The sequence below is a fragment of the Arthrobacter sp. UM1 genome (assembly GCF_020483305.1).
Classification (GTDB): domain Bacteria; phylum Actinomycetota; class Actinomycetes; order Actinomycetales; family Micrococcaceae; genus Falsarthrobacter.
Genome location: NZ_JACWAB010000009.1, coordinates 42,845 through 69,445, shown reverse-complemented (window position 1 = coordinate 69,445; position 26,601 = coordinate 42,845). Strand labels below are relative to the sequence as shown.

The following is a 26,601-nucleotide window of genomic DNA, read 5'->3' as shown; positions in this document are numbered from 1 at the left end:
CCTTGGTCCGCACGCCGTCTTTGCCGGCGGCGATGACGCGGTGGGTGTGGGTCTCCTTGGCGCCGTCCTGCTTGAACGTGACGATGTCGCCGACGCTCAGGTCTCCGGTCTGCGCGGGAGCGGTGAGGACGAGGGAGCCGACGGGGGCGGCCGTGCCCATGGAGGGCGTCTCCATGATGAAGGCCCGCAGGCCCGCCAGGGCACCGACGAGCACCGCCGCCACGAGGGCGAACCCTGCGATCATCAGCGCGAGCGACCCCCGGGAGACGCCTCGAGGCGAGCGGCCTTCGCGGCCCTCGTCCTGCTCAGGGTGCTCGTAGTGCTCGGTCTCGGTGTCAGAGGGCAAGGAGGCCATGGAACCGCTTTCTCATTCGTGGATCTGCCCGGATGAAGCGAACGCCGACGCGCAGGCGTCGGCGTTCGCGAGAGGCTCTCCGCTCGCGAACGAGCGATGAGGCCGAAGCGGCCGCGTGGGCCGCGCCGGAGAGAGCTAGGCCGTGTAGGTCCAGGTCAGCGGCTGCGAGATCGTTCCGCCAGCGGAGGCCGTGGTGGCCGAGGCCGGAAGCGTCGTCGTGATCTGGTAGTTGTTCGTGGTGCCCGCGTTCGGAGCGGTCAGAGTGATCGGACCCTTGGCGGCGAGCGCCGCGGCCGTGCCGGACCAGATCTGGTTGCCGTTCTCCGTGATGACGATCTGCATCTGGGAGCAGAGGTCGATGTTCGTCGGGTTGTTGGTGCACTGACCCGGCGTCAGAGTCGCACCCGTGGCGTTGACGGAACCGGTGTTCTTGAGCGCGATCTGCGTGGAGACCGACTGGCCCGGGGACATCGCCGTGTTGCCGCCGTACTTGTTGATCGTGGCACAGGTGGCGGCGTTGTTGGTGCCGTCCGTGGACGTGCAGGTCACAGCGTTGCCGGAGGAGTCCTTGCCCGTCTCCTGCATGACGAGGGAGCCGGCGCCGGCGGTGTTGTTGCTGTTCGTGATGGACGCGGTGTACGCGCCGAGGGAGCCGGTGAAGAGGCTGGCCGCGAGGGCGGTGGTGCCGAGGGCGGCCGGAACCATCCAGCTCGCGCGACGACGGGTCTTCGGGGAGATGTTGCTCATGGTTCGATCCTTCGCATGTCTTGCTCAAAGGGGGACGTGCCGCTTGAGTTCCCTCTCCGGCACCGATCATCAAGAGTACTACGGTTTCCTTTCTTTTCACAATGACTATGATCACTCCTAAATCGTTATATCAACTCCTCCGTCATAGATTAAAGCGGTGCTTCAACCTCCTTTTCTTCCTGTCGCAGGGCTCTCGCCAGCACCCCCTTCGGAGGACCTCGCAGCCCCGCGAAGGCCGCTGTCTATCCTGGAATCCCACGGGATTCCCGGCCGAAAGGAGCACCCCTTGTTCACTGCCGCCGACGCCGCCGCCGTCCTCCCCCGCGTGCCCCGAGACGCGCACAAATACTCGCGCGGCGTGACAGGCGTCTCGACCGGCACGAGCCGCTTTCCCGGCGCCGCCGTGCTGGGGGTCTCGGCCGCGCTCTGCACCGGCACGGGCATGGTCCGCTACCGGGGCCCCTCGGACGTGGCGGGACTCGTGCTCTCCCGCCGGCCCGAGCCGGTCTGCGAGCGGCGCACGCAGGCCCCGGGCCGAGTCCAAGCCTGGGTGGTGGGCTCCGGGATGCCCGAGGACGCCGCCACGCGCGCCGAGCTGCGCTTCCTCGAGTCCCGTGCGCCCGAGGCGGTCTTCGTGGTGGACGCGGGAGCGCTCGCCTTCGTGGAGCCGGCGGAGCCCGAGAACCGTCCGCGGACTCTCCTCACGCCGCACGCCGGCGAGCTGCAGCGGATGCTCGGGCGGTGGGGCGAGTCCGCCGAGCGCGCCGAGATCGAGGCCTCCCCCGAGGCCTGGGCCCGCCGCGCGGCCGACCTCTCCGGGCACACCGTCCTCCTCAAGGGGCCGGCCACCGCGATCGCCTCTCCGGGCGCTGACCCGCTGCTCGTCGAGGCCGGGCACCCCTGGCTGGCCACGGCGGGCACCGGCGACGTCCTCGCCGGGGTCATCGGAGCGCTCGCCGCCGGGAGCCGGGCTCCGCTGGACCGGGTGGCCGCCGCTGGCGCCTGGATCCACGGGCAGGCCGGCGCGCTCGCCGCCGAGGACGGCCCGTTCGGGGCCTCCGAGCTGCCCGCTGCAGTTCGCACCGTCGTCGCCCGCCTCCTCGCAGAGCACAGCCCGGAGGACGCGATTGCCGGTACCGAGGAGAAGCAGGCATGAGCTCGCGGCTGCGGGTCGTGCTCGCGCCGGACAAGTTCAAGGGCACGCTCACCGCGCCCGAGGCGGCCGAGGCGCTCGCCCGGGGCATCGCCTCCTCTCACCCCGCCGCGGAGACCGTGGCCCTGCCCGTGGCCGACGGCGGGGACGGCACCCTGGACGTCTTCCTCGGCGCCGGATTCTCTTCCCATGCGGTGACCGTGACGGGCCCGCGTGGCCAGGCCGTGTCCTCGGCCTTCGCCCTCTCCCCCGACGGCCGCACCGCTGTCGTGGAGACCGCCCGCACCTCCGGCCTCGCCATGATGGGGCCCGGCCCCCTCGACCCGCTCGGCGCGACGAGCCGCGGCGTGGGCGAGGCGATCCGGGCGGCGCTCGATGCGGGCGCACGCGAGATCGTCGTCGGCCTCGGGGGAAGCGCCTGCACGGACGGCGGGGCGGGAATGCTCGAGGCGCTCGGCGTCCGCCTGCTCGACGACGACGGCGGGCCCGCGCCACTCGGCGGCGGAGGGCTCGCGCGGCTCGAGTCCGTGAGCCTGAGGGGGCTGGACCCGCGCCTCGCCGGGACGCGGGTGACGCTCGCGTGCGACGTCTCCAACCCGCTCCTCGGCCCGAACGGGGCGGCGGCGGTCTACGGACCTCAGAAGGGCGCCTCGCCGGAGGACGTGCGCGTGCTGGAGAGCGCGCTGGCGCGCTGGGACCGCCTGCTCGCCGAGGCTGTGGAGGAAGCCGGAATGCGCGGCCCGGCCCGGACCTCAGGCGGCGGCGAGAGCCTGCCGGGCCCCCGCGCGGCGGACCTGCCGGGAGCAGGGGCCGCCGGCGGGATCGGCTACGCCGCGCTCTCAGCGCTCGGGGCGAGGATGCGGCCGGGCATCGAGCTGGTCAGGGAGACCCTCGGCCTCGAGGAGGCGCTGCGGGACGCGGACCTCGTCATCACGGGCGAGGGGCGGCTGGACGAGCAGTCCCTCCAAGGCAAGGCGCCGAGCGGCGTGCTCGAGGCTGCTCGGCGCGCCGGGGTCCCGGCGGCCGCCGTCTGCGGGGTGAACGAGCTCCCGGCGGAGCTCCACGGATTCGCCGGGGTCTTCGCCCTCATGGACACGGCGCCCGACGCCGAGACCGCTCTCCGCGACGCCGCCCGGCTCCTCGAGGAGCTCGGGGCGCGCCTGCCGCTGGAGCAGCTGGCCGGGCGCCGCTGACGCCTCCGCCCAGGCGAGGCGGGTCAGGTGAGGCGCGTCAGCCGGAGAGGACGGCTGCTGCGACGGCGTCGGCGTCCGCGAGGGTGATCGCGGACCCGAGCCAGGCGCCGTCCGTCTCCGCCGCGATGGCCGTGCCCCACTCGGCCGAGGAGAGCTGGAGCCCGAGGCAGTGCAGGCCCTCCGTGCGCGTCCCGTCTGCCCCGAGCACGGTCCGCTCGGGGCCGTCCACGGCGAAGCCCGTGCCCGCGTACCCTGCGCCGTCGAGCGTGAGGCGGTGCGCGTCCGCGAGACCGGACTCGAAGAGGCCCCGCACAAGGGGCGAGGAGAGGAGACGGACGGAGTTGACGGGCATCATCGCCTCGACGAGCACCTCGCCCGTGTGCTCGGCCCCGGGAACCCAGGGAGAGGACACGGTGAAGCGGCCGGTCTCCTCGTCGTAGTCCACGCCGGGCGTGGGCCCCGCGATCCGGACCACGCCGGCGCGGATCAGCCCGGCGAGCTCGGCCATGCGCCGGGAGGGCGGCCCGGAGGCGAGCCCCTCGACGAGCGGCTCGAACCAGCCGCGCAGCTCGCGGTGGCGGGAGTCCTCCGTGATGAGCCCGCGGGCGATGAACCCCTTGAGCGCCCAGCGCCCCCGGTTGAGGGCTGCGACGGCGTGCTGCCGCGGCTCCGTCTCAGGGTTCTGCGCGGAGCGGGCGTCCGCCTCGACGAGGCGCAGCACCTCGGCGGCGTGCTCCTCGCCCGAGGCGAACTCGCGGCCGGTCAGCGGGCGGGCGAGGGCTTCGAGGTCCAGGCGCTCCGCCTCGGGGACGGACGCGAGGGCGTCCGCGAGCAGCCCGAGCGCCTCCGAGGCGTCAGGGGCCGCGGCCGCCTCCTCGATCCGTCGCCACTCGTCCGCGCGCTGCGGGTCCCGAACGCGGTGGAACGCGAGCTGGGCGTCCGCCTCGAGCAGCGGACGGACCCGCTCCGAGAACCGCACGGGGGCGTCCGCGAGCATCCGCTCGAAGCGCTCCCACGTGGCGAACACAGGCTCGGGTCCCGGGGCGTCCGCCGTGAAGTCCGGCTTGGCGGCGTACGGCATGCCGCGCCGGGACAGGGCGGTGATGCGAGGCTCGCGCCCCGAGGGCGAGTACTCGAGGCGCCCGTCCGCCGTCTCCGCGAAGCGGCCTCCGCGGCCCTGGGTCAGCTCCGTCACGACGTCGAAGAAGTTGAGCCCCATCCCGCGGATGACGGCCCCTGCGCCTGCCGGGATGCGGCTCCAGTCCACGTCCGCCGGGATGCTCGGCGGGTAGTAGCGCTCGCCGGCCTTGGCGCGGGCACGGGCCTGGGCCGGGTTGAGCTCGGCGTCCACGTGGCCGAGCGCCAGGATGACGGCGTCCGCCTCGCGGACCGTGAGCTGCTCCGCCGAAGGATCCGGGTTCGACGAGCGGTGGGACTCCGGGGCGAGCTCGTGCGCCGTCGGCGTCCGGGAGGTCACGCGGAAGACGCCCTCGCGGCTCACGGACACCGCGGTCTCCCGGCGGTGCTCCAGGGTCATGCCCTCCGGGAGGCTCTCGGCGAGGCGGGCCGCCACGCGCTCGAGGTAGGCGCCGTACGTGGCGCGGCGCGGATAGTCCTCCGGGCCGATGGCGCGCAGCTCCTCCGCCTCCTCGGCGGTGAGCGCCTCGGCCTCCCCCGCCGCGACGGCGCGGCGGAACGCCTCGAACGTCTGGGGACCGACGACGGCGGCCGGACTTGCCGTGCCGGAGGAGGCGGCATCCGCGAGGGTCGCGGCCGAGGGCACGGCCGTGGGGAACTTGGCCGGCGTGTTCATGAGGAACTGGCGGGACTGGTCTCGCCGCCACACCCGACCCGAGCCGAGGGCGAACGGCTCGTAGACCGTGACGTGGACGGAGCGGCCCGACTCCGCCGCCCGCGCTGCCAGCCTCTCTACGGCGGAGAGCCCGCGGGGGCCGCCGCCGATGACAGCCACCCGGACGGGGCTCGTCTCGTTCCTGCTCCTCTGCCCGTCTCGTCTCGTGGTCATGCCTTCCAGGATATCGGCTGGCGTTTTGCGGGCGGCGGCGGCAGTCGGTACCCTGGGTTGAGTTGAGCGCTCCCCCGGGAGGGCTCCAACGGATGGAGACGTGCCAGAGCGGCCGAATGGACTTCACTGCTAATGAAGGGTCCGGGGAAACTCGGACCGGGGGTTCAAATCCCCCCGTCTCCGCCGCCGGAAGGGCCGGGCTGCCGAGTGCAGCCCGGCCCTTCCTCTGTCTCCGTGGGGATCGGCGAACCGGAGCGCTGTGAGTTTTTTTACCGGTTCGTATTTTTCAGAAGCCTTGATTCATGGGTATAGGCTCACTCGCAGGCTTCGATCAGAGTGTGATGTGCACAGCACTTCGGTCACCGAGATTGAAGCGGAACAGTCCCCGATTCATCCCCAACCGAGGCATTCATGTCGCATACGACTCACACAGGCGACCCCTCAGCGCACGGCCCGGCCCGCGCACGCGAGACCGTCACCTCCCTCGTCCCCGCCCGCATCGACCGGCTCCCGTGGGCCAAGTTCCACTGGATGGTCGTCGTGGGCCTCGGCGTCTCCTGGATCCTCGACGGCCTCGAGGTCCAGCTCGTCTCCGTCAACGGATTCGCCGAGACCCTCCACATGGGCTCGGAGCAGATCACGTTCGCGGCCACCTGCTATCTGCTCGGCCAGGTGACCGGCGCGCTCGTGTTCGGACGCCTCACCGACAACTGGGGCCGCAAGAAGCTCTTCATCATCACGCTCGCGATCTACCTCGTGGGCTCCGGCATCGCCGGCCTCTCCTTCGCGCCGTGGTTCCTGTACATCTGGCGGTTCATCGCGGGCATGGGCATCGGCGGCGAGTACACCGCCATCAACTCCGCGATCGACGAGCTCATCCCGGCCAAGTACCGCGGCCGGGTCGACCTGGCCGTCAACGGCACCTACTGGGGCGGCGCGCTCCTCGGCGCCGTCGCCTCTTCCTTCCTCCTGGACCCGAAGCTCATCCCGGTGGACATCGGCTGGCGCCTCGCGTTCTTCCTCGGCCCGGTGCTCGGCCTCATCATCATCTTCATCCGCCGCCACATCCCCGAGTCGCCGCGCTGGATGGTCACCCACGGCTTCTCGCGGGAAGCGGAGGAGATCGTCGACGGAATCGAGAAGTCCCTCGCCGACGAGGGCAAGCGGGTGCGTCCCGTGGACGAGTCGAAGGCCATGGTGGTCAAACCCACCGAGCAGATCCCGTTCCGCCAGCTCGCGCATGTGTTCTTCAAGCAGTACCCGAGCCGCACGTTCCTCGGCCTGACGATGATGATCACGCAGAGCTTCCTCTACAACGCGATCTTCTTCACCTACGCGCTCGTGCTGAAGAACTTCTACGGGCTGCCCCCGGCGAGCGCGGCGCTGTACTTCTTCCCGTTCGCGATCGGCAACCTGCTCGGCCCGATCGTCCTGGGCCCGCTCTTCGACACCCTCGGCCGCCGCAAGATGATCTTCGGCACCTACGGGCTGGCGGGCCTCGTCCTGCTGACGTCCGCGTTCCTCTTCCACGCGGGGGCGCTCAACGCGACCACGCACACGATCTTCTGGTGCGTCTCCTTCTTCTTCGCCTCGGCAGGCGCCTCCTCGGCGTACCTGACCGTCTCGGAGATCTTCCCCCTCGAGGTCCGCGGCCAGGCGATCTCCTACTTCTTCGCGATCGGCCAGGGCGCCGGCGCGTTCGCCCCGTTCGTCTTCGGCATCCTCGTCGGCGAGGGCACGTCCCGCGGCCCGCTGTTCTGGGGCTATGTGGTCGGCTCTGCGATCATGATCTTCGGCGGCCTCGTGGCGCTGAAGTTCGGCGTGGACGCCGAGGGCAAGGGCCTCGAGGACGTCTCCGATCCGCTGACCCGGGTCGATGACAACCCCGTCACCGCAGAAGCGAGGTAGGAGCCATGGTCAGCATCGACAAGAAAGCGGAAGACCGCCCGGTCGTCGTCGTCGGCGTCTCGGACACGTCGGGTTCGCCGACGGCGCTCGAGTGGGCGTGGACGTACGCCGAGCAGGTCGAGGGCACCCTCGTGGCCGTGCGCGCATGGAAGCCGCCGGCGTCCTCGGCCCCCTCGCCGCGGCCCGGCATGGGGCCCCTCTCCACCGGCGGCGGCGAGGACTTCAAGGACGCCGAGGCGAACCTCGTCTCAGACGTCAAGGAGGTCCTCGGGAGCCGGGCCAAGGACGTGGAGACGCGGCTGGTCCGCGGAGGCCGGCGGAAGGTGCTGCTCGACGCGGCCGAGGACGCGGACATGCTCGTCGTGGACGCCTCGCCTCGCGGAACGGTGAGCGGCAACGACACGGTCTTCGCACGCAAGCTCGTCTACGCGGCCGCGTGCCCCGTGGTGGTCATGCCCCCGCGCGTCACCGGCGCCCAGCCGAGCTGGCTCGTCAACATGTCCACGGGCGTCGGCCGCCGAGTGGTCCGCGGCGTCGGCCGGGCCGGGCGCCCGGGTCTGCCGCCGGTCCACCCGTAAGCCCCAACTGTCTCGGCTCTCGGGCCGCAGCGGCCGTTCTGGCCGCTGCGGCCCGATTCTGTCTCCTGCCGGCTGCCGGTCAGTCCGGCCCGCCGGCCAGTCCCGCTCTCGCGGCGGTCACGACGAGGCTCGCCGCAGCGGCGGCACGAGGTAGGCGGGCCTCAGCGGGTCCCCGCCGTCCACAGCCCGGTAGACCTTGGCCGGCGCGCCCCGGCCGCCGCCGGACTGGTACCGCTCCCCCGTCTCCTCAAGGGCCTTGGTGGCGAGGATCTTGCGCTGGAAGTTGCCCGGGTCCAGCTCCGCTCCCCAGACGGCCGCATAGACCGTGCGCAGCTGGGAGATGGTGAACGTGGAGGGCAGGAACCGGGCGGCGACGAGCGTGAACTCCATCCGGGAGGCGATCCGCTCGACGGCGTCCTCGATGATCTGGAGGTGGTCGAACGCCACCTCGGAGGGCCGGAGGTCCGCCACGCGCGTCCAGGCGGTCTGGCCGTCGTCGACGACGGCGGGGAGCCTCGCGTTGTGGCTCGCGGCCAGCCCCACGTGGCCCACCGAGACCACGCGCATCCGCGGATCCCGTCCGGGGTCCGTGTAGGTCTTGAGCTGCTCGACGGCGACGAGGGTTCCGAGGCCGGTCTTCATCCGGGCGATCCGCCGAGCGGCCTCGTCGGCAGACTCGTCCGGGCCGAGGAACCCGCTGGGCAGGCCGAGGCGGCCCTGGAACGGGTGGGAGAGCCGGCGGCGCGTCAGGACGAAGAGCTCGCCGCGCTCCACGGCCAGGAGGGCGAGGTCCGCCGTGACGCCGAACGGCTCGTGCTCGGCCGGATCGTAGGCCTCGAGGAAGTCCTCCTCCCGAGCGTCCCGCGGATCAGAATCCGCCACGGTGCTCTTGGGGGTGGCGGGCCAAAGCGTTGACCGCCGTGATCGACTCGAAGAGCGTGGAGCGCGTGGCGTTCTGGTAGGCCTCTACGGCCTCCTGCTGGCGGCCCTGGGCGATGAGGGCGTAGACCTGGCGGTGCGTCTGCTCGTCCAGCCTGCCGCTGGCCTGGGCGGCGAACTCGGGGGTGGCCGAGCGCTCCATAGCCTCCTGGGCCGCGCCCCGGCCCTTGCGGAGCAGCACCATGATGAGCCCGGCGACAGCCACGGCGACGAGGATCCACATAATCGCTTGCATGGGTCAAGGCTATCCTTCCGCTCTGAGCGCGGCCGGGGCGTTCGGCCGCCCCGGAAGCCCGGCCGGGCGAGCGGGCTGGGCGGTCATGGCCTGCCGGGCGGGCCGGCTGGGCGGTCATGGCCTGCCGGGCGGGCCGCCACGAGCGGATCGACCGGGTCTGGCAGAGTGGGCCGCATGGAGACGAGGATGCTGGGCAACACGGGGCTGGCCGTCTCGGAGTTCGCTCTGGGGACCATGACTTTCGGCGACCGGACGGACGAGGAGACCGCGTTCCGCATGATGGACCGCTATGCGGAGGCGGGCGGAAGCCTGATCGACACGGCGGACATCTACAACCTGGGTGCGAGCGAGGAGATCGTGGGCCGCTGGCTCGCCTCCCGGACAGACGAGGCCGAGGACATGGTGCTCGCCTCGAAGGCGCGGTTCGGCACGGGCGAGCGGTTCGGGCCGAACAGCCGGGGCTACGGGAGGAAGCAGCTGCATGAGTCCCTGGACGGCTCGCTCCGGCGGCTCGGCGTGGACGCGATCGACCTCTACCAGCTCCACGCATGGGACCCGCTGACCCCGATCTCCGAGGCTCTGCGGTTCCTCGACGACGCGATGGCGGCGGGGAAGATCCACGCCTACGGGTTCTCCAACTTCACGGGTTGGCAGATCACCAAGGCGGTCTATGAGGCACGGCTCCACGGCTGGGCCGAGCCCGCCTCCATCCAGCCGCAGTATTCCCTTCTGGTCCGTGAGACGGAGTCCGAGATCATGGACGCGGCCGACGACGCCGGGATGGCCGTGCTGCCGTGGTCCCCGCTGGCCGGAGGCTGGCTCTCCGGCAAGTACACCAAGGACGACGAGCCGGACACGGAATCCCGGTTCGCGGGCCGCGTGGCCAATCTCCAGTCCTCGTGGGAGGAGCGCAACCGGGATCCCCGCACGTGGCGGGTCCTTGCGGAGCTCGAGCGGATCGGCACCGAGCGCGGCGCGAGCATCCCCCAGGTGGCTCTGGCCTGGACCGCCGCCCAGCCGTGTGTCACGAGCGTCATCCTCGGCGCCCGCACTCTCAAGCAGCTGGAGGAGAACCTCGGCGCGTCCGGTCTGCGCCTGACTGCGACCGAGCTCGACGCCCTCGGCCGCCTTTCCGCCCCGCAGCTCACCGAGTACCCGTACGGCAGGCCGGCGCTGGAGCAGCGCTCCCGGGAGGTCTGACGAGGGCAGCGCACGGCCGGAACGCGCTCGGGACTGCGCCGATCACGCCGGCACGGCGAGGGCAAATGGGAACACCCCGTCCGCGCCGGCCTGTCTGAGGGCCCGCGAGGCCACCGTGATGCTCCACCGGGAGTCCACGATGTCATCCACGAGCAGCACGGGCCCGCGGTGCTCCAGGAGTCCCGGCTTCCAAGCCTCCGGCACGGCGAACTGGTCCCACACGTCCGCCAGGCGATAGGCGCTGTTGCCCCCGGCCGCACCCCGCGGACCGCCGTGCGGCGCCTCCAGCGAGCCGAGATACGGAAGCCGCCCGGCCTCGGCGATGCCGCGGGCGAAGCTCTCGACGAGCTGCGGACGCCGCCGGGACGGCATGGAGGCCACCGCCACCGGCCGCTGCGGCCACGACCAGTCCGCGAGCACCTTGACCCCGGCCTGGAGGAGTCCGGCCGGAGCCGGCTGGTCCTCCGCGTCTTGGGCGAGAAGGCTCCTGAGCGACTGCCCCCAGCCGAGGTCCGTGAAGCGGGCGATGGCCCGGCCCTCGGCGGCCCGCTCTTCCTCGGGAATGCGACCCTTGACGGACACGCCGAGGCGGTCCATGCCCTGCGGCCACTGGGCGCGGGGAGCGATGGACACGCCCACGCTTGAGGCGGCGCCGTCCGCGAGCGACTTGGCCTCCTCGGAGAGGTCCGTGGCGTACCAGGGGCCCGCGCAGGAGTCGCACTTTCCGCAGCGCTCCGCCTGGGGATCATCCAGCTGCTCGGTGAGGAACAGCATGCGGCACTCCCGGGTCTGCTCGAACGCGAGCATGGCGTTCTGCTCCCGGACGCGCTCCTCCGCGATGCGGTCATACCGTTCAGCGTCGAACTCCCAGGGCCTGCCCGTGGACCTCCACCCGCCGCGGACCCGCTCCACGGCGCCGTCCACGGCGAGCACCTTGAGGAGCAGCTCCAGCGGAGAGCGCTTCAGGTTGACCCGGCTCTCGATGGCGGCGGAGGAGAGCGTCTCCCCGGACGCCAGAGCCGTCAGCACGGCGGTGGCCCGCTCCTCGTCCGGCATGGACGCCGTGGCGAAGTACTTCCAGATCTCCCTGTCCTCCGCTCCCGGCAGGAGCAGCACGTCTGCGTGATCCGTCCCGCGGCCCGCACGCCCCACCTGCTGGTAGTACGCCACGGGCGAGCTCGGCGCGCCGACGTGGACCACGAATCCGAGGTCCCGCTTGTCAAACCCCATGCCGAGCGCGCTCGTGGCCACGAGGCACTTGACCTGGTTCTCCTTGAGCGCGTTCTCCGCGGCCTCCCGTTCCTCCGGGTCTGTCCCGCCCGTGTAGGGCCGCGCGGCGTACCCCGCGCGGTTGAGGAGCTCGGAGATGTCCTGCGCCGCGGACACCGTGAGCGTGTAGACGATCCCCGATCCGGGGAGGTCCCGGAGGTGGTCCACGAGCCAGGCGAGCCGCGAGGCGGGCGAGGCGAGGCGGAGCACGCCGAGGCGCAGCGAGGAGCGCGCGAGGGGCCCGCGGATGGTGAGCACGCCGCCTACCCCGGACGGACCCGCGGCCCCTCCGAGCTGCTCCTCCACATCCGCGACCACCCTGGCATTGGCCGTGGCGGTGGTGGCCAGCACGGGCAGACCCTGCGGCATGGACGCGATGATGTCCCGGATCCGCCGGTAGTCCGGGCGGAAGTCATGCCCCCAGTCCGAGATGCAGTGGGCCTCGTCGATGACGAGCAGGCCCGTGGAGCCGAGGAGCTGCGGAAGCACCTCCTCACGGAAGGAGGGGTTGTTGAGGCGCTCCGGCGAGATGAGGAGGACGTCGATCCGACCCGCCCGGATCCTCTCCACGATCTCCGGCCACTCGACCGCATTGGCGGAGTTGATGGCCTCCGCTGCGATCCCCGCGCGGCGGGCCGCGGCGATCTGGTCCCGCATGAGCGCGAGGAGAGGCGAGATGATGACGGATGCCCCCGCACCCCGCTCCCGGAGGATCTTCGAGGCCACGAAGTACACCGCTGACTTCCCCCAGCCGGTCCGCTGGACCACGAGCGCCCGGCGCCGCTCGTCCACAAGTGCGCGGATGGCCTCCCACTGGCCCGCGTGGAACTCCGCCTCCGGGTTCCTCGTCAGCTCGCGCAGCGTGGCGAGGGCGTGGGCGTAGGTGTCCGGCTGCTGTGCGGTGTCAGGGGTCTCGGTCACGGATTCCTCCTCGGAACGGCTCGTGCACCGAGTATGGCACCAGCCCTGGACACTCTAAGCCGACGCCCGGTCCGCGCTGGGGGCCGAGGACTAGACTCGACCTGTGACTATCGATCTCTCATCCTCATTCAAGGCATACGATGTCCGCGGCATCGTCGGCGAGACCATCACGGAGCAGACGGTCGAGGCCGTCGGCGCCGCCTTCGTCGACGTCGTGGGGCTCGCAGGCGAGACCGTGCTCATCGGCGGCGATATGCGCCCCTCCTCCCCCGAGTTCGCCAAGGCCTTCGGCCGCGGCGCGACTGCCCGGGGCGCGAACGCCGTCTACATCGGCCTCATCTCGACTGACGAGCTGTACTACGCCTGCGGCGTGCGCAAGGCCGCCGGCGTCACCTTCACCGCGAGCCACAACCCGGCCGAGTACAACGGCATGAAGATGTCGCTCGCCGGCGCCGTCCCGATCTCCTCGGAGACGGGGCTCTTCGACGTGCGGGACAAGGCCCAGGAGTACCTGGAGCACGGGATCCCCGCCGCGGAGACCCGGGGCTCGGAGACGGAGGAGGACATCCTCAAGGGCTACGCGGAGTTCCTCCGCGGTCTCGTGGACCTCTCCGGCATCCGCCCCCTCAAGGCCGTGGTGGACGCCGGCAACGGCATGGCGGGCATGACCACCCCCGCGGTCCTCGGCGACTCGATCCTCCCGGCCCTCCCGCTTGAGATCGAGCCCCTCTACTTCGAGCTGGACGGCACGTTCCCGAACCACCCCGCCAACCCGCTCGAGTCGGAGAACCTCCGGGACCTCCAGAGGGCCGTCCGGGAGCACGGAGCGGACATCGGCATCGCGTTCGACGGAGACGCGGACCGCTGCTTCGTCATCGACGAGAAGGGCGATCCGGTCTCCCCCTCGGCCGTCACCGCGATGGTGGCCCGCCGCGAGATCGCCCGCGCCAAGGCCGCGGGCGAGGACACCCCGGTCATCATCCACAACCTCATCACCTCGCGCGCCGTCCCCGAGCTCATCGAGCACGACGGCGGCCGTGCGGTCCGCACCCGCGTGGGCCACTCGTTCATCAAGGCCCAGATGGCCAAGGAGAACGCGGTCTTCGGCGGCGAGCACTCGGCCCACTACTACTTCCGCGACTTCTTCAACGCGGACACGGGCATGCTCGCGGCGATGCACGTCCTGGCGGCGCTCGGCGGCCAGGACCAGCCCCTCTCCCAGCTCGCGGAGGAGTACGAGCCGTACTTCTCCTCGGGCGAGATCAACTCGAAGGTCGAGGACAAGGCCGGCGCCGTCGCCCGTGTCAAGGCGGAGCTGACGCCGGAGCACAACGGCGTGGCCGTCTCCACGGACGAGCTGGACGGAACCACCTTCACGGCGGCGGACGGCTCCTGGTGGGTCAACCTCCGCCCGTCCAACACCGAGCCGTTCCTCCGGTTCAACGGCGAGGGCCGGGACGAGTCCGTGTTCGCCCCGATCCGGGACCGCGTCCTGGAGATCGTCCGCGCCTGACCGGACGCCCGACCGAGCCGGACCGGGCCGGGCGCCGTCGTCGAGACGGCCCCGGCCCGCTCCCGTTCCGCACCGGGCTCCCCGCCCGCCCCGAGGCGCCGGAGCAGCAGCGGCCGCACACCCAGACGAGACCGACCACCGCAGGAGAGGAGAAGCCGTGAAGCTCAACACGTTCGCGGATCTGTGCCTGCGGATCGTCGTCTCCCTCGCGGAGACCGCCCCGCAGACCGGTCGACAGCTCGCCGAGAGCGTGGGGCTGCCCTACAACCACGTGAGCAAGGCGGTCATCCGCCTCCGGGATCTCGGCCTCGTGGAGGTCGCCCGGGGGCGCAGCGGCGGCGCGAGCCTGACGGACGCCGGGCGCAGGGCCACCGTGGGCGGCATCCTGCGGGAGCTCGACTCCCGAGAGGACGTGGCCGAGTGCACGCGCGACGGCGAGGCGGTCTGCCCGCTCTACGGCCGCTGCGGCCTGCGCGGGGTCCTCAACCGGGCCCGGGAGCGGTTCTACGCGGAGCTGGACGACGTCGTCGTCGCCGGCCTCGCCTCCCGTCCGCCGCACCGGGGGCCCGGCCCGCGGAGGGGCAGCACGGCGAGCCTGGGCTTCCCCGGGATCGGGCCGCCGGGCGCCGGCTGAAGGCCCCCGCGCGTTCCAGCGCCGTATCATCAGCGGTGACATGCACCGCACATCCCGCCCCGCAACACAGCCCTCCCGCAGGCAGGTCCTTGCGCGAGGCGCTGCGCTGACGATCTCCGCGCCGGCGCTGGCCTCCTGCGCTGCGCCCGGCCGGGGCCGGGGAGGCACAGGCCCTTCCACGGTCTCCCCCTCGGGGCCCGTCCGCAGCGCGCCCGGCGCCCACGGGGCCGCCGGAGCCGCGCTCGACCTGCCTGACCGCTCGGAGATCGAAGACCGGTTCGGCAATCGGCTGCCGAGGACGTGGTCCACGCACCCGGCTGGAGCGGCCGTCCGATTCAGCGCGCCGCCCGGGCCCCGGACGCTGGCCCTCACCTTCGACGCCTGCGGCGGCACAGTTCTGCAGTTCGACCGGCGGCTCATCGAGACGCTCCGGGCCCACCGGGCCAAGGCGACCCTGTTCGTCAACCAGCGCTGGGCCGAGCACCATTCCCGGGAGTTCGAGCAGCTGGCGCAGGATCCGCTGTTCGAGATCGGGAACCACGGCACCCGGCACGTTCCCCTCTCCGTCTCCGGCCGCTCGGCGTGGGGCATCCGCGGCACGGCCAGCGCGGGCGAGGTCTGGGACGAGGTGGCCGGCTGCGCCCGCTTCCTCGCGGAGCACGGCCTGAGGCCGCGGTTCTTCCGCCCGGGAACGGCGTTCGCGGACGACGTCGCCGAGGAGATCGTCGAAGCGCTCGGCCAGCGCATCGCCTCCTTCTCCGTCAACGCGGACGGAGGGGCCACGTTCCCGGCGCCGGCCGTCATGGCGGAGGCCGTCCGGGCCCCGAGCGGCAGCGTGCTCATCGGGCACATGAACCGGCCGCTCTCCGGCACCGCCGAGGGAATCGAGGCGGCCCTCTCGGTCCTCTCCGCGGAGGGGGTGCGGTTCGTGACGATGAGCGAGGCCTTCCCCGAGGACTGACGTTCTACACCGGGTAGAAACTGGCGTAGACTAAATCTTGCATTTCAAATGCAAGGAAAGGACTCCCCAATGCTCTCCGCTCAGAGCCGCCCCGTCGTCGAGGCCACCCTCCCCGTCATCGGCGCCAACATCCCCGAGATCACCCCGCTCTTCTACAAGACGATGTTCGGCAACCACCCCGAGCTGCTCGACGGCATGTTCTCCCGCGCCAACCAGAAGAACGGAGCGCAGCCGCAGGCCCTTGCCGGGAGCATCGCGAAGTTCGCCTCCTGGCTGCTCGAGCACCCGGACTCCCTCCCGGAGGAGCTCCTCGCCCGCATCGCCCACAAGCACACCTCGCTCAACGTCCGCGAGGACCAGTACCAGATCGTCCACGACAACCTCTTCGCCGCGATCGTCGAGGTGCTCGGCGACGCCGTGACCCCCGAGGTCGCCGCCGCGTGGGACGAGGTCTACTGGCTCATGGCGGACGCCCTCATCAAGATGGAGAAGGGCCTCTACGCCGCCCTCCCCGAGGACACGGGGTACACGGTCTGGAAGGTCGCGAGCGTCAGCAACGACACCGAGAACGTCAAGACCTTCGAGCTCGTCCCCACCGGCTCCGAGCCCGTGGCGCCCGGCAAGCCCGGCCACTACGTCTCCATCCGCATGAAGACGGAGGACGGCCTCCTCCAGCCGCGCCAGTTCTCCCTCTCCTGCGACCCGGCCTCCACCGAGCACCGGATCATCACGGTCAAGCGCGACGACGCCGGCGAGATCTCCCCCGTCATGTTCGACACCCTCGCCGAGGGCAGCACCCTCGAGGTCTCCCCGCCGTTCGGCCTCAACGCCCTGCCGGACGACGACGGCCGCCCGCTCGTGTTCGTCACCGCCGGCATCGGCGTCACGGTGACGTCCGGCGCCCTCTGTGCCCTCAAGCACGCCGGGGACCAGCGCGACATCACCGTCATCCACGCCGATCGCAGCGAGTCCACGATGGCCCGCAAGCCCCAGGTGGAGGGCGCCGTCGAGGCCCTGCCGAACGCCCGGCTTGAGCTCTTCCTCCGCGAGGGCGCCGGCGAGGGCCACCACACCGAGAAGATCAGCCTCAAGGACCTCGGAGTGGCGGAGAACGCCCACGTGTTCCTCTGCGGCCCGCAGCCGTTCATGCAGGCCATGCGCGGCCAGGCGATCGAGCTCGGCGTCAACCCGGCCGACATCCACTACGACGCGTTCGGCCCCGACCTCTGGATGGCCGACCCGGGCACCCCGGCCGGCGCCTGATCCGCGTCCGGCCCCCGCGGGCCCGCATCCTCCGGGGTGCGGGCCCGTTCCGCGTCTCGGGCCGCTCCGCCATCGGGCCTCGCAGCGACGTCAGCCCCGGCCCCGCCGTCGCCCCTCGCAATCCGCCTCCGGGGCCGCAGGGCCGTGAGGACGCCCGCGAGGAGCACGGCTCCGCCGATGAGCTCGAGCGCGTTGGGGCGCTCGCCGAGGACGATCCACGCGGCGAGCATGCCGCTCGGCGGCGCGAGCAGCGAGAACGGCACCACCTTCGAGGCCGGGTAGCGCCCGAGCAGCCCGTTCCAGATCGAGTAGCCGACGAGCGAGGCGAGGACCACCGTGTACGCCGTCGAGATCCAGGCCCGGCCGGTGAAGTGCAGCAAGGCGTGGCCCACCTCTCCCGGGCCGATCTGGAGCGAGGCGAGCGCGAGGAGGGGCAACGGCACCCACAGCGCCGACCACACGACGATCCCCAGCCCCGAGGCCCCCTTGCCGAACCGCGAGAACGTGTTGCCCACACCCCAGGAGAGGCCGCCGAGGAGCACGAGGAGCATCGGCCCGATCGGCGCGGACAGCCCCCGGCCGATGCCGACGACGACGAGGCCCGCGACCCCCACCGCGAGCCCGAGCCACTCGAGCAGGCCGGGGCGCTCCCGGAAGAACGCCACCGCGATGAGGACCGTGAAGATCATCTGGGACTGGAGCACGAGCGGCGAGAGCCCCGCCGGCATCCCGAGCGACATCGCCGTGTAGACCGCCCCGAACTGCCCCGCGGACATGAACAGGCCGATCCCGGCGAGCACCCACCACGGCACGCGCGGCCGCTTGACGAAGAACACCGCGGGGACGGCCACGAACACGAACCGCACCGCCGCGAGAACGAGCGGAGGAACGTCGAGCAGCCCGCCGTGGATGAAGAGGAAGTTGACGCCCCAGATGACGGCGACGGCGGCGGCGGCGAGGGCGTGGACCGGTTTCACGCGGTTCAGTCAACCAGTGAGGGGCCCTCAGCGCCAGAGGCGGGCCAGGCCCGTCTTCGCCCGCGGACGCCGCGGCGGTCACCGCACCGGACGCCGGCCGGGAACGGAGGCGGCCCGAGGCCGGAAAGGGCACGGAAAAGGCCCGGCACCCCATTGTGCCGGGCCTGGTCTCCGTGCCGAGTCTGCCCTCTTCCCGGATCGGCGCGAACGCCGGCCCGGGGACGGGCACTCCGCAGGTCAGCGGGAGAGGCGCTCCTCGAGCCGCTCGAGCTCGGAGCTCATCTCCTGCGGGAGGGACTCGCCGAACCGGTCGAACCACTCCTTGATCCCCGTGAGCTCCTCAGCCCACTCCTCGTCGCGGAACGCGACCGCGTCGTCGAACTGCTTGCGGGTCGTCTTGAGGCCCTCGAGGTCCATCGACTCGAAGGTGGGAACCGTGCCGATGGGCGTCTCGCTGCCCTCGGCCCGGCCCTCGATGCGGTCGATGATCCACTTGAGCACGCGCGAGTTCTCGCTGAAGCCCGGCCACGCGAAGCCGCCCTCGCGGTCCCGGCGGAACCAGTTGACGAGGAAGATGCGCGGCAGCTCGTCCGGGTTGCCCTGCGAGCTCGTCTCGAGCCAGTGCTTGAGGTAGTCGCCCGCGTCGTAGCCGATGAACGGCAGCATGGCCATCGGGTCGCGGCGGACCACGCCCGTGGCGCCCGCGGCGGCCGCCGTCGTCTCCGAGGAGAGGGTGGCGCCCATGAAGATGCCGCCCTTCCAGTCGCGCGCCTCGGTGACAAGCGGAACCGTCGTCTTGCGGCGGCCGCCGAAGAGGATCGCGTCGATCTTCACGCCGTTCGGGGCGTAGTAGTCGTCGGAGAGCATGTCGATCTGGTCGATCGGCGTGCAGAAGCGCGAGTTCGGGTGCGCCGCCGGGGTGCCCGACTCCGGCGTCCAGTCGTTGCCGCGCCAGTCGGTGAGGTGCTCGGGAGTCTCCTCCGTCATGCCCTCCCACCAGACGCCGCCGTCATCCGTGAGCGCCACGTTCGTGAAGATCGTGTTGCCCTTGGCGATGCCGCGCATCGCGTTCGGGTTGGTGCCCCAGCCGGTGCCCGGCGCGACGCCGAAGAGGCCCGCCTCCGGGTTGACGCCGCGGAGCTCGCCGTTCTTGCCGAAGCGCATCCAGTTGATGTCGTCGCCGAGCGTCTCGGCCTTCCAGCCCTCGACCGTCGGGTCCAGGAGGGCGAGGTTCGTCTTGCCGCAGGCCGAGGGGAAGGCCGCGGCCACGTGGTACTCCTTGCCCTCCGGGCTCGTGAGCTTGAGGATGAGCATGTGCTCGGCGAGCCAGCCCTCGTCCCGGGCCATGACCGAGGCGATGCGCAGCGCGTAGCACTTCTTGCCGAGCAGGGCGTTGCCGCCGTAGCCGGAGCCGTAGGAGTAGATGGAGCGCTCCTCGGGGAAGTGGACGATCCACTTGTCCTCGTTGCACGGCCAGACGACGTCCTCCTGGCCCTCCTCGAGCGGAGCGCCCACCGAGTGCAGGGCCGGGACGAAGAACGCCTCGGTCTCCTCGATCTTCTTGAGGACGTCCGAGCCGATGCGCGCCATGATGCGCATGGAGGCGACGACGTACGCCGAGTCGGTGATCTCGACGCCGAACTTCGGCTCGTCTGCGTCGAGGTGGCCCATGACGAACGGGATGACGTACATGGTGCGGCCGCGCATGGAGCCCTTGAAGAGGCCGTCCAGCTTGGCGTGCATCTCCTTCGGGTCCATCCAGTTGTTGGTGAACCCGGCGTCCTCCTTCTTCTCGGAGCAGATGAAGGTGCGCTCCTCGACGCGGGCGACGTCGGCCGGGTCGGAGAACGCCGCGAAGGAGTTCGGGAACTTGTCCTCGTCGAGGCGGGTGAGCACGCCCCGGTCCACGAGCATGTCCTGGAGGCGCTGGATCTCAGCGTCGGAGCCGTCCACCCAGTAGACCTCTGCGGGCTGCGTCAGCGCGGCGACCTCGTCCACCCACTGCTGCAGCTTGGCGTAGCTCGTTCCCTGTGCGGCGGCGGGGGCGGTGTCCTCGCGGAGCTCCGGCTGAATGGCCATGTTCGTCCTCCTGGGCGTCTGATGAGCAATGGAACGAGACTACGCGGCAGTCGGTCTAGACCGCTGGTCTAATTTGAGCTCGCCAGAGTGGCCGGAAGGGGGCCGGGAGGTGTCTTCCCCGGGATTCCGGGGCGAATGTGTGACACTTTCGTGACATGGGTCACTTATACCGGTCTATTTTTGGGGATCCAGTGCCGCGAGGGCTGCCCAGCCGAACCCCCTGGCCCAACACCCCTCGGGCAACGCGACACGATTTCCGGAAACTGATCACGATCCAGCCGCCAGGCCGCGGATCCACGGCCTGATCGATGCAGCTTTCCCGAAGATCGCGTCCCATTTCCGCAGACGCCCTCGATCACAAAGCCCACCGCCGAAGCGGATCCACCCCCGGAGCAGGCGCGAGCCGCACACGCAGGCCCGAACACGACGAAGGCCCCTCCACCGAAGCGGAGGGGCCTTCTCTGAAGTGCTCTGTGCAGCTGAAGCGCTGTGCGAAGCGCGCGTGGAGGGATTCGAACCCCCAACCTTCTGATCCGTAGTCAGATGCTCTATCCGTTGAGCTACACACGCTCGGCTCTTGAACAAGCCTTGCGGCCGTTGGGCCACAGATAACTATACAGACATCCCGCGTTCATCGCCAATCGGCGGCCTCTGAACCCGGTGACCTTGAGCACACCTCCGGACGAACGGCGCCGCCGCGCAGGACAGCTGCACCCCGCACTGCCGGGAAGGCGCCCCGCCCCCGCCTCTACCGCCGCCTCCACCCCGGGCTGCACCCCCAGAAATTTATTTAGACTGACCGGTCAGTTTGATCTACACTCGAACCGTGCTCACAGCAGACCAGGTCTCCTTCCGCGGACACCACGCCCCGATCCTCACCCCCACCTCGCTGCAGGCTGCGCCGGGCGAGGTGACCGTCGTCGTCGGCAGCACCCAGGAGGCGCGGACCGCGCTGGCGCTCATCCTCACGGACCGCCTGCGGCCGAGCGCCGGCACGGTAAAGGTCGAGGGATCCCCGCGGCTGCGCGCTCGCTCCTCGCTCGTGGACGCTCCGGAGATCAGCGAGCCGGGCCCGGAGATGCGGGTCATCGACCTCGCCACGGAGGAGTTCGCCCTCTCCCCCACCTCCCCGCCGTGGGGCCTGCGCCGCCGCGCGCGGGCCTGGCTGGAGGAGAACGGCTTCGCGGACATCGCCGGGGACTACCTCGAGCAGCTCGCAGGCCCGGATCTCGTCAGCCTCCAGGCGAGGCTCGCGCTGGTGAACGGGAACGTGGACGTCGTCGTCGTGGACGCCCCGGACCGTCGCGCCGGCGAGGGCGCCTGGCTCGAGCCGCTCGAAGAGCTTGCCGCCGAGCACCCGGGACTCGTCGTCGTGGCCGTGGTCACCGAGGCGCCGGAGGGCTTCGCGGGGCGCGTCTGCGAGATCGGGACGGGCCGGCCCGCGGAGGCCGACGACGGCGGAACCGCAGACGCCGACGCCGAGCACCGCGACGACGAGCGCCGCGACACCGAGGACCGCGACACCGAGGCCAAGGAAACCGAGGACAACGCATGAAGACCCTGCGCATCGCCTTCTCCGAGCTGAAGCGCATGACGAACGGCACGCTGCCGAAGCTCGCCATGCTCTCGCTCATCCTCGTGCCCCTGCTCTACGGGGCCACGTACATCTACGCCAACTGGGACCCCTACAACAACCTCAAGGGGATCGACGCGGCGCTCGTCGTCGAGGACCAGGGCACCACGGTCACGAGCTCCACGCCGGACGGCCAGAGCCGGAAGACGAGCCTCAAGGCCGGCGACGACGTGGCCCAGGACCTCATGAAGAGCGACTCCTTCCACTGGGTCCGGACCGACGCACAGGACGCGGCAGACGGCGTGCGCTCCGGACGGTACGGATTCGCCCTGACCATCCCCAAGGACTTCTCGGCGAACCTGGCCTCACCGCAGAGCTTCGACTCCGCGAAGCAGGCCCTCTTCACCGTGACCACGAACGACGCGAACAACTACGTCCTCTCTACGATCGTGGGCCGGCTGACGCAGACCATCCACTCCTCCGTGGCCACCCAGGTGGGCGAGAAGACCGCGGACCAGCTCCTCTCCGGCTACAACAGCATCCACTCCAGCATGCTCAAGGCCGCGAACGGCGCGGACCAGCTCACCCAGGGGGCCAAGGACGCGAGCAGCGCCTCCGGCCAGCTCGGCACCGGCCTCAACCGCCTCCACACGGGCGCCGGGCAGCTCGTGGACGGCCAGTCGAAGCTCGTCAACGCCTCGGACCAGCTCTCCTCGGGCGCGACGACGCTCTCGAACGGCGCGTCCTCGCTCTCGACGGGCGCCGGGGAGCTCGCGAACGGCGCCTCGACGCTGCACCAGGGCACCTCGCAGCTCGCGACGGGCTCGGACAAGCTCGCCACGGGCCTCGAGACGATGAACCAGAAGGTGACAGGCCTCCCCGGCCAGGCGCAGCAGCTCGCCGACGGCGCCCAGCAGGTGGCGAACGGCAACGCGGAGCTCAACCAGGCCGTCCAGGACGGCGTCTCCGCCCTGGACTCGGTGGACGCGAACGCCCAGGCGCAGGCCCCGGCCGCGCTCCAGAAGCTCGTGGACGACGGCACCATCACCGAGGCCCAGGCCCAGGCCATCCGCCAGCGCGTGCTCACGAGCTCGGCCCCGCAGGACCTCCAGGCGGCCCGCACCCGCGTGCACCAGGCCGCCGCCCGTGTCCAGGCGCTCTCCGACGGCGCCAACCGGGTCTCCCAGGGGGCCCAGACCCTCGCCACCGGGGCCTCGCAGCTGCAGGGCGGGATCAGCACGGCGGCCACGTCGTCGCGCGCGCTGGCCACCGGCGCCGCGCAGGCGGACCAGGGCGCGCTCTCCCTCCAGACGGGCGCCTCGAAGCTCTCCACGGGAGCGAACACCCTCTCCGGCGGCGCCTCCCAGCTCGCCACGGGGGCCGGACAGCTCAAGCAGGGGCAGCAGCAGGCCTACACCGGGGCCGTGCAGCTGCGGGACGGCCTCTCCTCCGCCCAGAACGGCGCCGGCCAGCTGAAGACCGGCCTCGACAAGCTCGCGAACGGCAACGGCCAGCTCGCGGGCAAGATCCGCGAAGGCGCGGAGCAGGTGCCCAACCCGAGCGAGACCACCAAGGAGCGAGCCTCCAAGGTCATCGCGGACCCGGTCAAGGTCCAGGACAACGCGCAGACCAAGGCCCAGTCCTACGGCGCCGGCCTGGCACCGTTCTTCCTCTCGCTCTCGCTGTGGATCGGCGTCTTCATCCTCACGCAGATGATGCGGCCCCTCACGCGACGGGCGCTCGCCTCGAACGCCTCGCTCTTCCGGGTGGCCGTGGGCGGCTGGATTCCGTTCTTCGTCATCGCGGCGGCGCAGGCGCTCGTGCTCTTCGCCGCGATCACGCTCGTGGTGGGCTTCCGGCCGGTGCACCCGTGGATGGTGCTGGGGACGATGCTCCTCGGCTCCTTCGCCTTCAGCGCCGTCATCCACGGCATCGTGGCGCTCCTCGGGGCGCCGGGCAAGCTGCTCGTGCTGGTGCTCATGATCCTCCAGCTCGTCTCCTCCGGCGGCACGTTCCCCTGGCAGACCACGCCCGAGCCGCTCCACGCCGTGCACCAGTTCCTCCCGATGGGCTACATGGTGGACGCCATGCGCCAGCTCGCCTACGGCGGCGACACCGCCGTCGCGGGCCAGAAGCTCACGGTGCTCGTGGTCTACGGTGTGATGGGACTGGGCCTCAGCGTCCTGGCGGCCGCGCGCTCGCGCCGCTGGTCTCTCTCCAGCTTCCGTCCGCTCCTGACCCCGTGACCGCGTTCCCGCCCCGAACCGAGGAAATCCCATGACGACGACGATCTCCCGCCGCCCGAGCCGCACCCAGGCCACGAAGGAGAAGCTGTTCTCCGCGGCGATGGAGCTCATGGGCGAGACCGGCGTGGCGGAGACGCGCGTTGAGGACGTGGCGGCGCGGGCCGGCGTCTCGAAGGGATCGGTGTACTACAACTTCGGGTCCAAAGACCAGATGGTCGAGGAGCTGATGCGGTTCGGGCTCGAGCAGCTCGAAGAGCGGCTCGCCGCGGACCGCCCGGAGGCGGCCGAGCCGCTCGCCGTCCTCGAGGCCGCCCTGAGCAGCGGCTTCGGCTTCCTCGAGGAGTACCCCTCGTTCGGCAAGCTCTGGATGGCCCAGTCCTGGCAGGGCCCCGAGCGCTGGGGCTCGGCCCCCGAGGAGCTGCGCGAGCGGATGCTCGGTCTGCTGACGGGCATGCTCTCGGCCGCGGCGCCCTCGGCCCCCTCCGCGGACGTGCGGGCGACGGCGATCGCCATGTTCGGCTCGATCTTCACGCTGAGCCTCAGCGCCGGCCGCTACCTGGAGGGCATGGGCCGGGCCCAGCTCGTCGGGGTGTGCCTCCTGCCCGCGCGGGCGCTCGCACACCGGTCCGCCCGGTCCTGAGGGCCCCGCCTGAGCGGCCCCGGCGCCCGCCTCAGCTCGCGCGTCAGCCGAACGTGAGGAAGCGGCGCAGCTCGGCGTCCCGCCCGTCCAGCTCGGCCCACGGCTTCTGCGTCTCGAAGAGGCAGAGGCCAGCCGGCGGATAGGAGCTCGCCATGTCCATGACGGCGTCCTCGTCCGAGTCCGCGCTCGCAAGGCGCATGGCCGTCTCCTGGACGCCGGGCATGTGCGTCACGACGAGCAGGGACTCCACCGTGGACGGCACGGCGTTGACCACGGCGAGGATCTGCTCGGCGGAGGCGTTGTAGAGGTCGTCGGTCAGGCGCGGCGTCGGGCCCTTCTCCCCCAGCGCCTTGCCGATCCAGGCGGCGGTCTGCCGGGTGCGCAGCGCGCTCGAGACGAGCACCGCCTCCGGCACCCAGCCCTCCTTGAGGAGGGCCTCGCCGGCCTGCGGCGCCTGCTCGTGGCCGAACGAGGAGAGCGGGCGCTCGTGGTCCGGAACGTCCCGCGGGTATGCGGCCGTGGCGTGGCGGACGATGGCGAGCTTGCGCATGGCGGCCTCCTGCGAGGTCTAGATCGAGTACTCCGGCGCCGTCCAGACTACGACCTCCGGGTGGTCGTGGAAACGGTACCCCTCGCCGCGGACGGTCCGGACGGCTCCGGCGAGGCGGCCGAGCTTGGCCCGCAGGCGGCGCACGTGGACGTCGATGGTCCGCTCGCTCGTCTCGGCCGCGCTCCGGCCCCACAGGGTCTTGAGCAGCTCCGAGCGGGCCACCGTCCGGCCCGCGTTCTCCACGAGGTAGAAGAGGATCTCGAACTCCTTGTAGGTGAGGCTGAGCCTCTGCCCGTCGAGGAAGACCTCCCGCCGCCCCAGGTCGATGAGGACGCCGGTGCTCGTGACGGACCGCCGGCCGCGCGCGGAGTCCCGGGGCACCCGCGGGCGCGGGGAGGCGGGCCGCGGCTGCCAGGTGGGGTCCGCGAGAGCCTGGCGCACGACGTCGAGCCCCGGGCCCCGCACCTCCGTGGGCGCGAGGGCCACGGCCGCATGGGAGTGGGCCGAGGGGGCGAGGCGGTGGATGAGGGCCCGCGCCTCCTGCGCCACGCGCGTCAGCGAGGTGTTGGACTGGGCCGCGTCCTGCTCGTCCAGGCCCACGTACAGGGCGAATCCCCGCGCCGCCGTGTCCGGCACGGCTTCCGTCTCCTGCGCCGGCGGGGCGGCGACGACGGCGATGGGCGCCGTGAGGATGACGTCCTGGCCGAAATAGGCGGTTCCGTAGGGGCCGGCCGCGCTGCCGGGGGCCACGACCCGCTCGCCGCGCCCTCCCTCAGGCGATTCCCCCGGCGCCTCGGCGCTCCCGTGGGCGCCGCGCGAGGAGGCGTTCACACGACGGGAGACGTGCACGTAGCCGGAGGGAGAAGAAGACATCGGGAACCTCAGAAGATCTGGACCGCCGCGCCCGGAGAACGGGCGCTGTTCAGATTCTTGTGGAAACGCTCCTTTATTGCAAGCGGTCGTCTTATTTACTTAGGGAGACTTTCAATCAGCCCGCGACTCCGTACAGGCGGTCGCCTGCGTCGCCGAGGCCGGGGACGATGTAGGACTTCTCGTTGAGGCGCTCGTCGATCGAGGCCAGCACGAGCGAGACGGGCGCGTCCTGGAGGTCCTCCTCGAGGACCGTGAGCCCCTCCGGGGCGGCGAGCAGGCAGATGCACGTCACGGACTCGGCGCCGCGCTGGAGCAGGAAGTGCACGGCCTCCTTGAGCGTGCCGCCCGTGGCGAGCATGGGGTCCAGCACGAACACCTGGCGGCCGGTCAGGTCCTCCGGAAGGCGCTCGGCGTACGTGATGATGTCCAGCGTCTCCTCGTTGCGCGCCATGCCGAGGAAGCCCACCTCCGCCGTCGGCACCAGGCGGATCATGCCCTCCAGCATGCCGAGCCCGGCGCGGAGGATGGGGACCACGAGCGGGGTCGGCTTGGCGAACTCCGTGCCAACGGCCTTGGTCACCGGCGTCTCGATCTCGCAGGAGACCGTCTTGACGTCCCGCGTGGCCTCGTACGCCAGCAGCGTCACGAGCTCCTCGGTCAGCTTCCGGAAGACGATGGAGGGCGTCTTCTTGTCCCGGAGAACGGTGAGCTTGTGGGCCACGAGAGGGTGGTCGACGACGAGAGTGCGCATGAGAGAAAACTACCATT

Annotated in this window: 23 protein-coding genes and 2 tRNA genes; 13 read left to right on the top strand and 12 right to left on the bottom strand. The window is 71.4% G+C overall.

Annotated features, from left to right (window positions below):
* Together H9I38_RS09940 and H9I38_RS09935 are read right to left on the bottom strand one after the other, a co-directional pair.
* Positions 1 to 355, bottom strand: a 355-nt coding sequence (locus H9I38_RS09940) for a S26 family signal peptidase (RefSeq protein ID WP_226338667.1), incomplete at its 3' end; no start/stop codon positions are given.
* A 135-nt stretch (positions 356 to 490) separates the two neighbouring features.
* Positions 491 to 1,102, bottom strand: a complete 612-nt coding sequence (locus H9I38_RS09935; protein ID WP_226338666.1) for a hypothetical protein — start codon at positions 1,100 to 1,102, stop codon at positions 491 to 493.
* A 286-nt stretch (positions 1,103 to 1,388) separates the two neighbouring features.
* On the opposite strand from H9I38_RS09935, the gene H9I38_RS09930 reads away from it, so the two are divergent.
* Together H9I38_RS09930 and H9I38_RS09925 are read left to right on the top strand one after the other, a co-directional pair.
* Positions 1,389 to 2,258 (top strand): NAD(P)H-hydrate dehydratase, encoded by an 870-nt coding sequence (locus tag H9I38_RS09930; RefSeq protein ID WP_226338665.1) that lies wholly within the window; start codon positions 1,389 to 1,391, stop codon positions 2,256 to 2,258.
* On the top strand, positions 2,255 to 3,448 hold the full coding sequence (locus tag H9I38_RS09925) for a glycerate kinase (RefSeq protein ID WP_226338664.1): 1,194 nt from the start codon (positions 2,255 to 2,257) through the stop codon (positions 3,446 to 3,448). Before H9I38_RS09930 ends, H9I38_RS09925 begins: the two co-directional genes overlap by 4 nt.
* A 37-nt stretch (positions 3,449 to 3,485) precedes the next feature.
* Here the strand turns inward: H9I38_RS09925 and H9I38_RS09920 are convergent, their stop codons facing one another.
* Positions 3,486 to 5,474: an FAD/NAD(P)-binding protein gene (locus H9I38_RS09920; RefSeq protein WP_226338663.1), complete on the bottom strand. Its 1,989-nt coding sequence runs from the start codon at positions 5,472 to 5,474 to the stop codon at positions 3,486 to 3,488.
* Positions 5,475 to 5,568: 94 nt separating this feature from the next.
* Here H9I38_RS09920 and H9I38_RS09915 point away from each other — a divergent pair.
* From H9I38_RS09915 to H9I38_RS09905, 3 genes are all read left to right on the top strand, one after another.
* Positions 5,569 to 5,657, top strand: a tRNA-Ser gene (locus H9I38_RS09915).
* Between the two features lie 228 nt (positions 5,658 to 5,885).
* Positions 5,886 to 7,382, top strand: a complete 1,497-nt coding sequence (locus H9I38_RS09910) for an MFS transporter (protein WP_226338662.1) — start codon at positions 5,886 to 5,888, stop codon at positions 7,380 to 7,382.
* Between the two features lie 5 nt (positions 7,383 to 7,387).
* Positions 7,388 to 7,960: a universal stress protein gene (locus tag H9I38_RS09905; protein ID WP_226338661.1), complete on the top strand. Its 573-nt coding sequence runs from the start codon at positions 7,388 to 7,390 to the stop codon at positions 7,958 to 7,960.
* Between the two features lie 117 nt (positions 7,961 to 8,077).
* Here the strand turns inward: H9I38_RS09905 and H9I38_RS09900 are convergent, their stop codons facing one another.
* Both H9I38_RS09900 and H9I38_RS09895 read right to left on the bottom strand, forming a co-directional pair.
* Positions 8,078 to 8,842 carry an NUDIX hydrolase gene (locus H9I38_RS09900; protein WP_226338660.1) on the bottom strand — a complete coding sequence of 255 codons (765 nt, stop codon included), beginning with the start codon at positions 8,840 to 8,842 and terminating at the stop codon, positions 8,078 to 8,080.
* Complete coding sequence (locus tag H9I38_RS09895; protein ID WP_226338659.1) at positions 8,829 to 9,134, bottom strand: hypothetical protein; 306 nt, start codon at positions 9,132 to 9,134, stop codon at positions 8,829 to 8,831. The genes H9I38_RS09900 and H9I38_RS09895 overlap by 14 nt, the downstream gene beginning before the upstream one ends.
* 174 nt (positions 9,135 to 9,308) lie before the next feature.
* Between H9I38_RS09895 and H9I38_RS09890 the strand changes: the two genes are divergently transcribed.
* Positions 9,309 to 10,334: an aldo/keto reductase gene (locus H9I38_RS09890; protein WP_226338658.1), complete on the top strand. Its 1,026-nt coding sequence runs from the start codon at positions 9,309 to 9,311 to the stop codon at positions 10,332 to 10,334.
* A 42-nt stretch (positions 10,335 to 10,376) separates the two neighbouring features.
* Here the strand turns inward: H9I38_RS09890 and H9I38_RS09885 are convergent, their stop codons facing one another.
* Complete coding sequence (locus tag H9I38_RS09885; RefSeq protein ID WP_226338657.1) at positions 10,377 to 12,524, bottom strand: RecQ family ATP-dependent DNA helicase; 2,148 nt, start codon at positions 12,522 to 12,524, stop codon at positions 10,377 to 10,379.
* Positions 12,525 to 12,627: 103 nt separating this feature from the next.
* On the opposite strand from H9I38_RS09885, the gene H9I38_RS09880 reads away from it, so the two are divergent.
* The 4 genes from H9I38_RS09880 (at position 12,628) to H9I38_RS09865 (ending at position 16,895) form a co-directional block, all read left to right on the top strand.
* Positions 12,628 to 14,037, top strand: coding sequence for a phosphomannomutase/phosphoglucomutase (locus tag H9I38_RS09880; protein ID WP_226338656.1), 1,410 nt, complete (start codon positions 12,628 to 12,630; stop codon positions 14,035 to 14,037).
* Positions 14,038 to 14,194: 157 nt separating this feature from the next.
* On the top strand, positions 14,195 to 14,671 hold the full coding sequence (locus H9I38_RS09875; RefSeq protein ID WP_226338655.1) for an RrF2 family transcriptional regulator: 477 nt from the start codon (positions 14,195 to 14,197) through the stop codon (positions 14,669 to 14,671).
* A gap of 40 nt (positions 14,672 to 14,711) precedes the next feature.
* Positions 14,712 to 15,632: a polysaccharide deacetylase family protein gene (locus H9I38_RS09870; RefSeq protein WP_226338654.1), complete on the top strand. Its 921-nt coding sequence runs from the start codon at positions 14,712 to 14,714 to the stop codon at positions 15,630 to 15,632.
* Positions 15,633 to 15,701: 69 nt separating this feature from the next.
* Entirely contained in the window at positions 15,702 to 16,895 is a 1,194-nt protein-coding gene (locus H9I38_RS09865; RefSeq protein ID WP_226338653.1) for a globin domain-containing protein, read from the top strand.
* Here H9I38_RS09865 and H9I38_RS09860 read toward each other — a convergent pair.
* The 3 genes from H9I38_RS09860 to H9I38_RS09850 form a co-directional block, all read right to left on the bottom strand.
* Positions 16,835 to 17,872, bottom strand: a complete 1,038-nt coding sequence (locus tag H9I38_RS09860) for an EamA family transporter (protein WP_226338652.1) — start codon at positions 17,870 to 17,872, stop codon at positions 16,835 to 16,837. The genes H9I38_RS09865 and H9I38_RS09860 overlap by 61 nt on opposite strands.
* 237 nt (positions 17,873 to 18,109) lie before the next feature.
* Positions 18,110 to 19,951 carry a phosphoenolpyruvate carboxykinase (GTP) gene (locus tag H9I38_RS09855; RefSeq protein WP_226338651.1) on the bottom strand — a complete coding sequence of 614 codons (1,842 nt, stop codon included), beginning with the start codon at positions 19,949 to 19,951 and terminating at the stop codon, positions 18,110 to 18,112.
* 497 nt (positions 19,952 to 20,448) lie between these two features.
* Positions 20,449 to 20,521: transfer RNA gene (locus H9I38_RS09850), tRNA-Arg, on the bottom strand.
* A 256-nt stretch (positions 20,522 to 20,777) separates the two neighbouring features.
* Here H9I38_RS09850 and H9I38_RS09845 point away from each other — a divergent pair.
* From H9I38_RS09845 to H9I38_RS09835, 3 genes are read left to right on the top strand one after another with little or no spacing between them, the layout of a single operon-like run.
* A complete protein-coding gene (locus tag H9I38_RS09845; protein ID WP_226338650.1) occupies positions 20,778 to 21,506 on the top strand; it encodes an ABC transporter ATP-binding protein in 729 nt (242 codons plus the stop codon).
* Positions 21,503 to 23,770: a YhgE/Pip family protein gene (locus tag H9I38_RS09840; RefSeq protein WP_226338649.1), complete on the top strand. Its 2,268-nt coding sequence runs from the start codon at positions 21,503 to 21,505 to the stop codon at positions 23,768 to 23,770. Before H9I38_RS09845 ends, H9I38_RS09840 begins: the two co-directional genes overlap by 4 nt.
* A gap of 31 nt (positions 23,771 to 23,801) precedes the next feature.
* Positions 23,802 to 24,410 (top strand): TetR/AcrR family transcriptional regulator, encoded by a 609-nt coding sequence (locus H9I38_RS09835; protein WP_226338648.1) that lies wholly within the window; start codon positions 23,802 to 23,804, stop codon positions 24,408 to 24,410.
* A 43-nt stretch (positions 24,411 to 24,453) separates the two neighbouring features.
* On the opposite strand, the gene H9I38_RS09830 is transcribed toward H9I38_RS09835, so the two are convergent.
* From H9I38_RS09830 to upp, 3 genes are all read right to left on the bottom strand, one after another.
* Positions 24,454 to 24,960: a SixA phosphatase family protein gene (locus H9I38_RS09830; protein ID WP_226338647.1), complete on the bottom strand. Its 507-nt coding sequence runs from the start codon at positions 24,958 to 24,960 to the stop codon at positions 24,454 to 24,456.
* Positions 24,961 to 24,978: 18 nt separating this feature from the next.
* Positions 24,979 to 25,833 (bottom strand): winged helix-turn-helix domain-containing protein, encoded by an 855-nt coding sequence (locus H9I38_RS09825; protein ID WP_226338646.1) that lies wholly within the window; start codon positions 25,831 to 25,833, stop codon positions 24,979 to 24,981.
* Between the two features lie 115 nt (positions 25,834 to 25,948).
* Positions 25,949 to 26,584: a uracil phosphoribosyltransferase gene (gene upp / locus H9I38_RS09820; RefSeq protein ID WP_226338645.1), complete on the bottom strand. Its 636-nt coding sequence runs from the start codon at positions 26,582 to 26,584 to the stop codon at positions 25,949 to 25,951.
* Positions 26,585 to 26,601 lie beyond the last annotated feature (17 nt).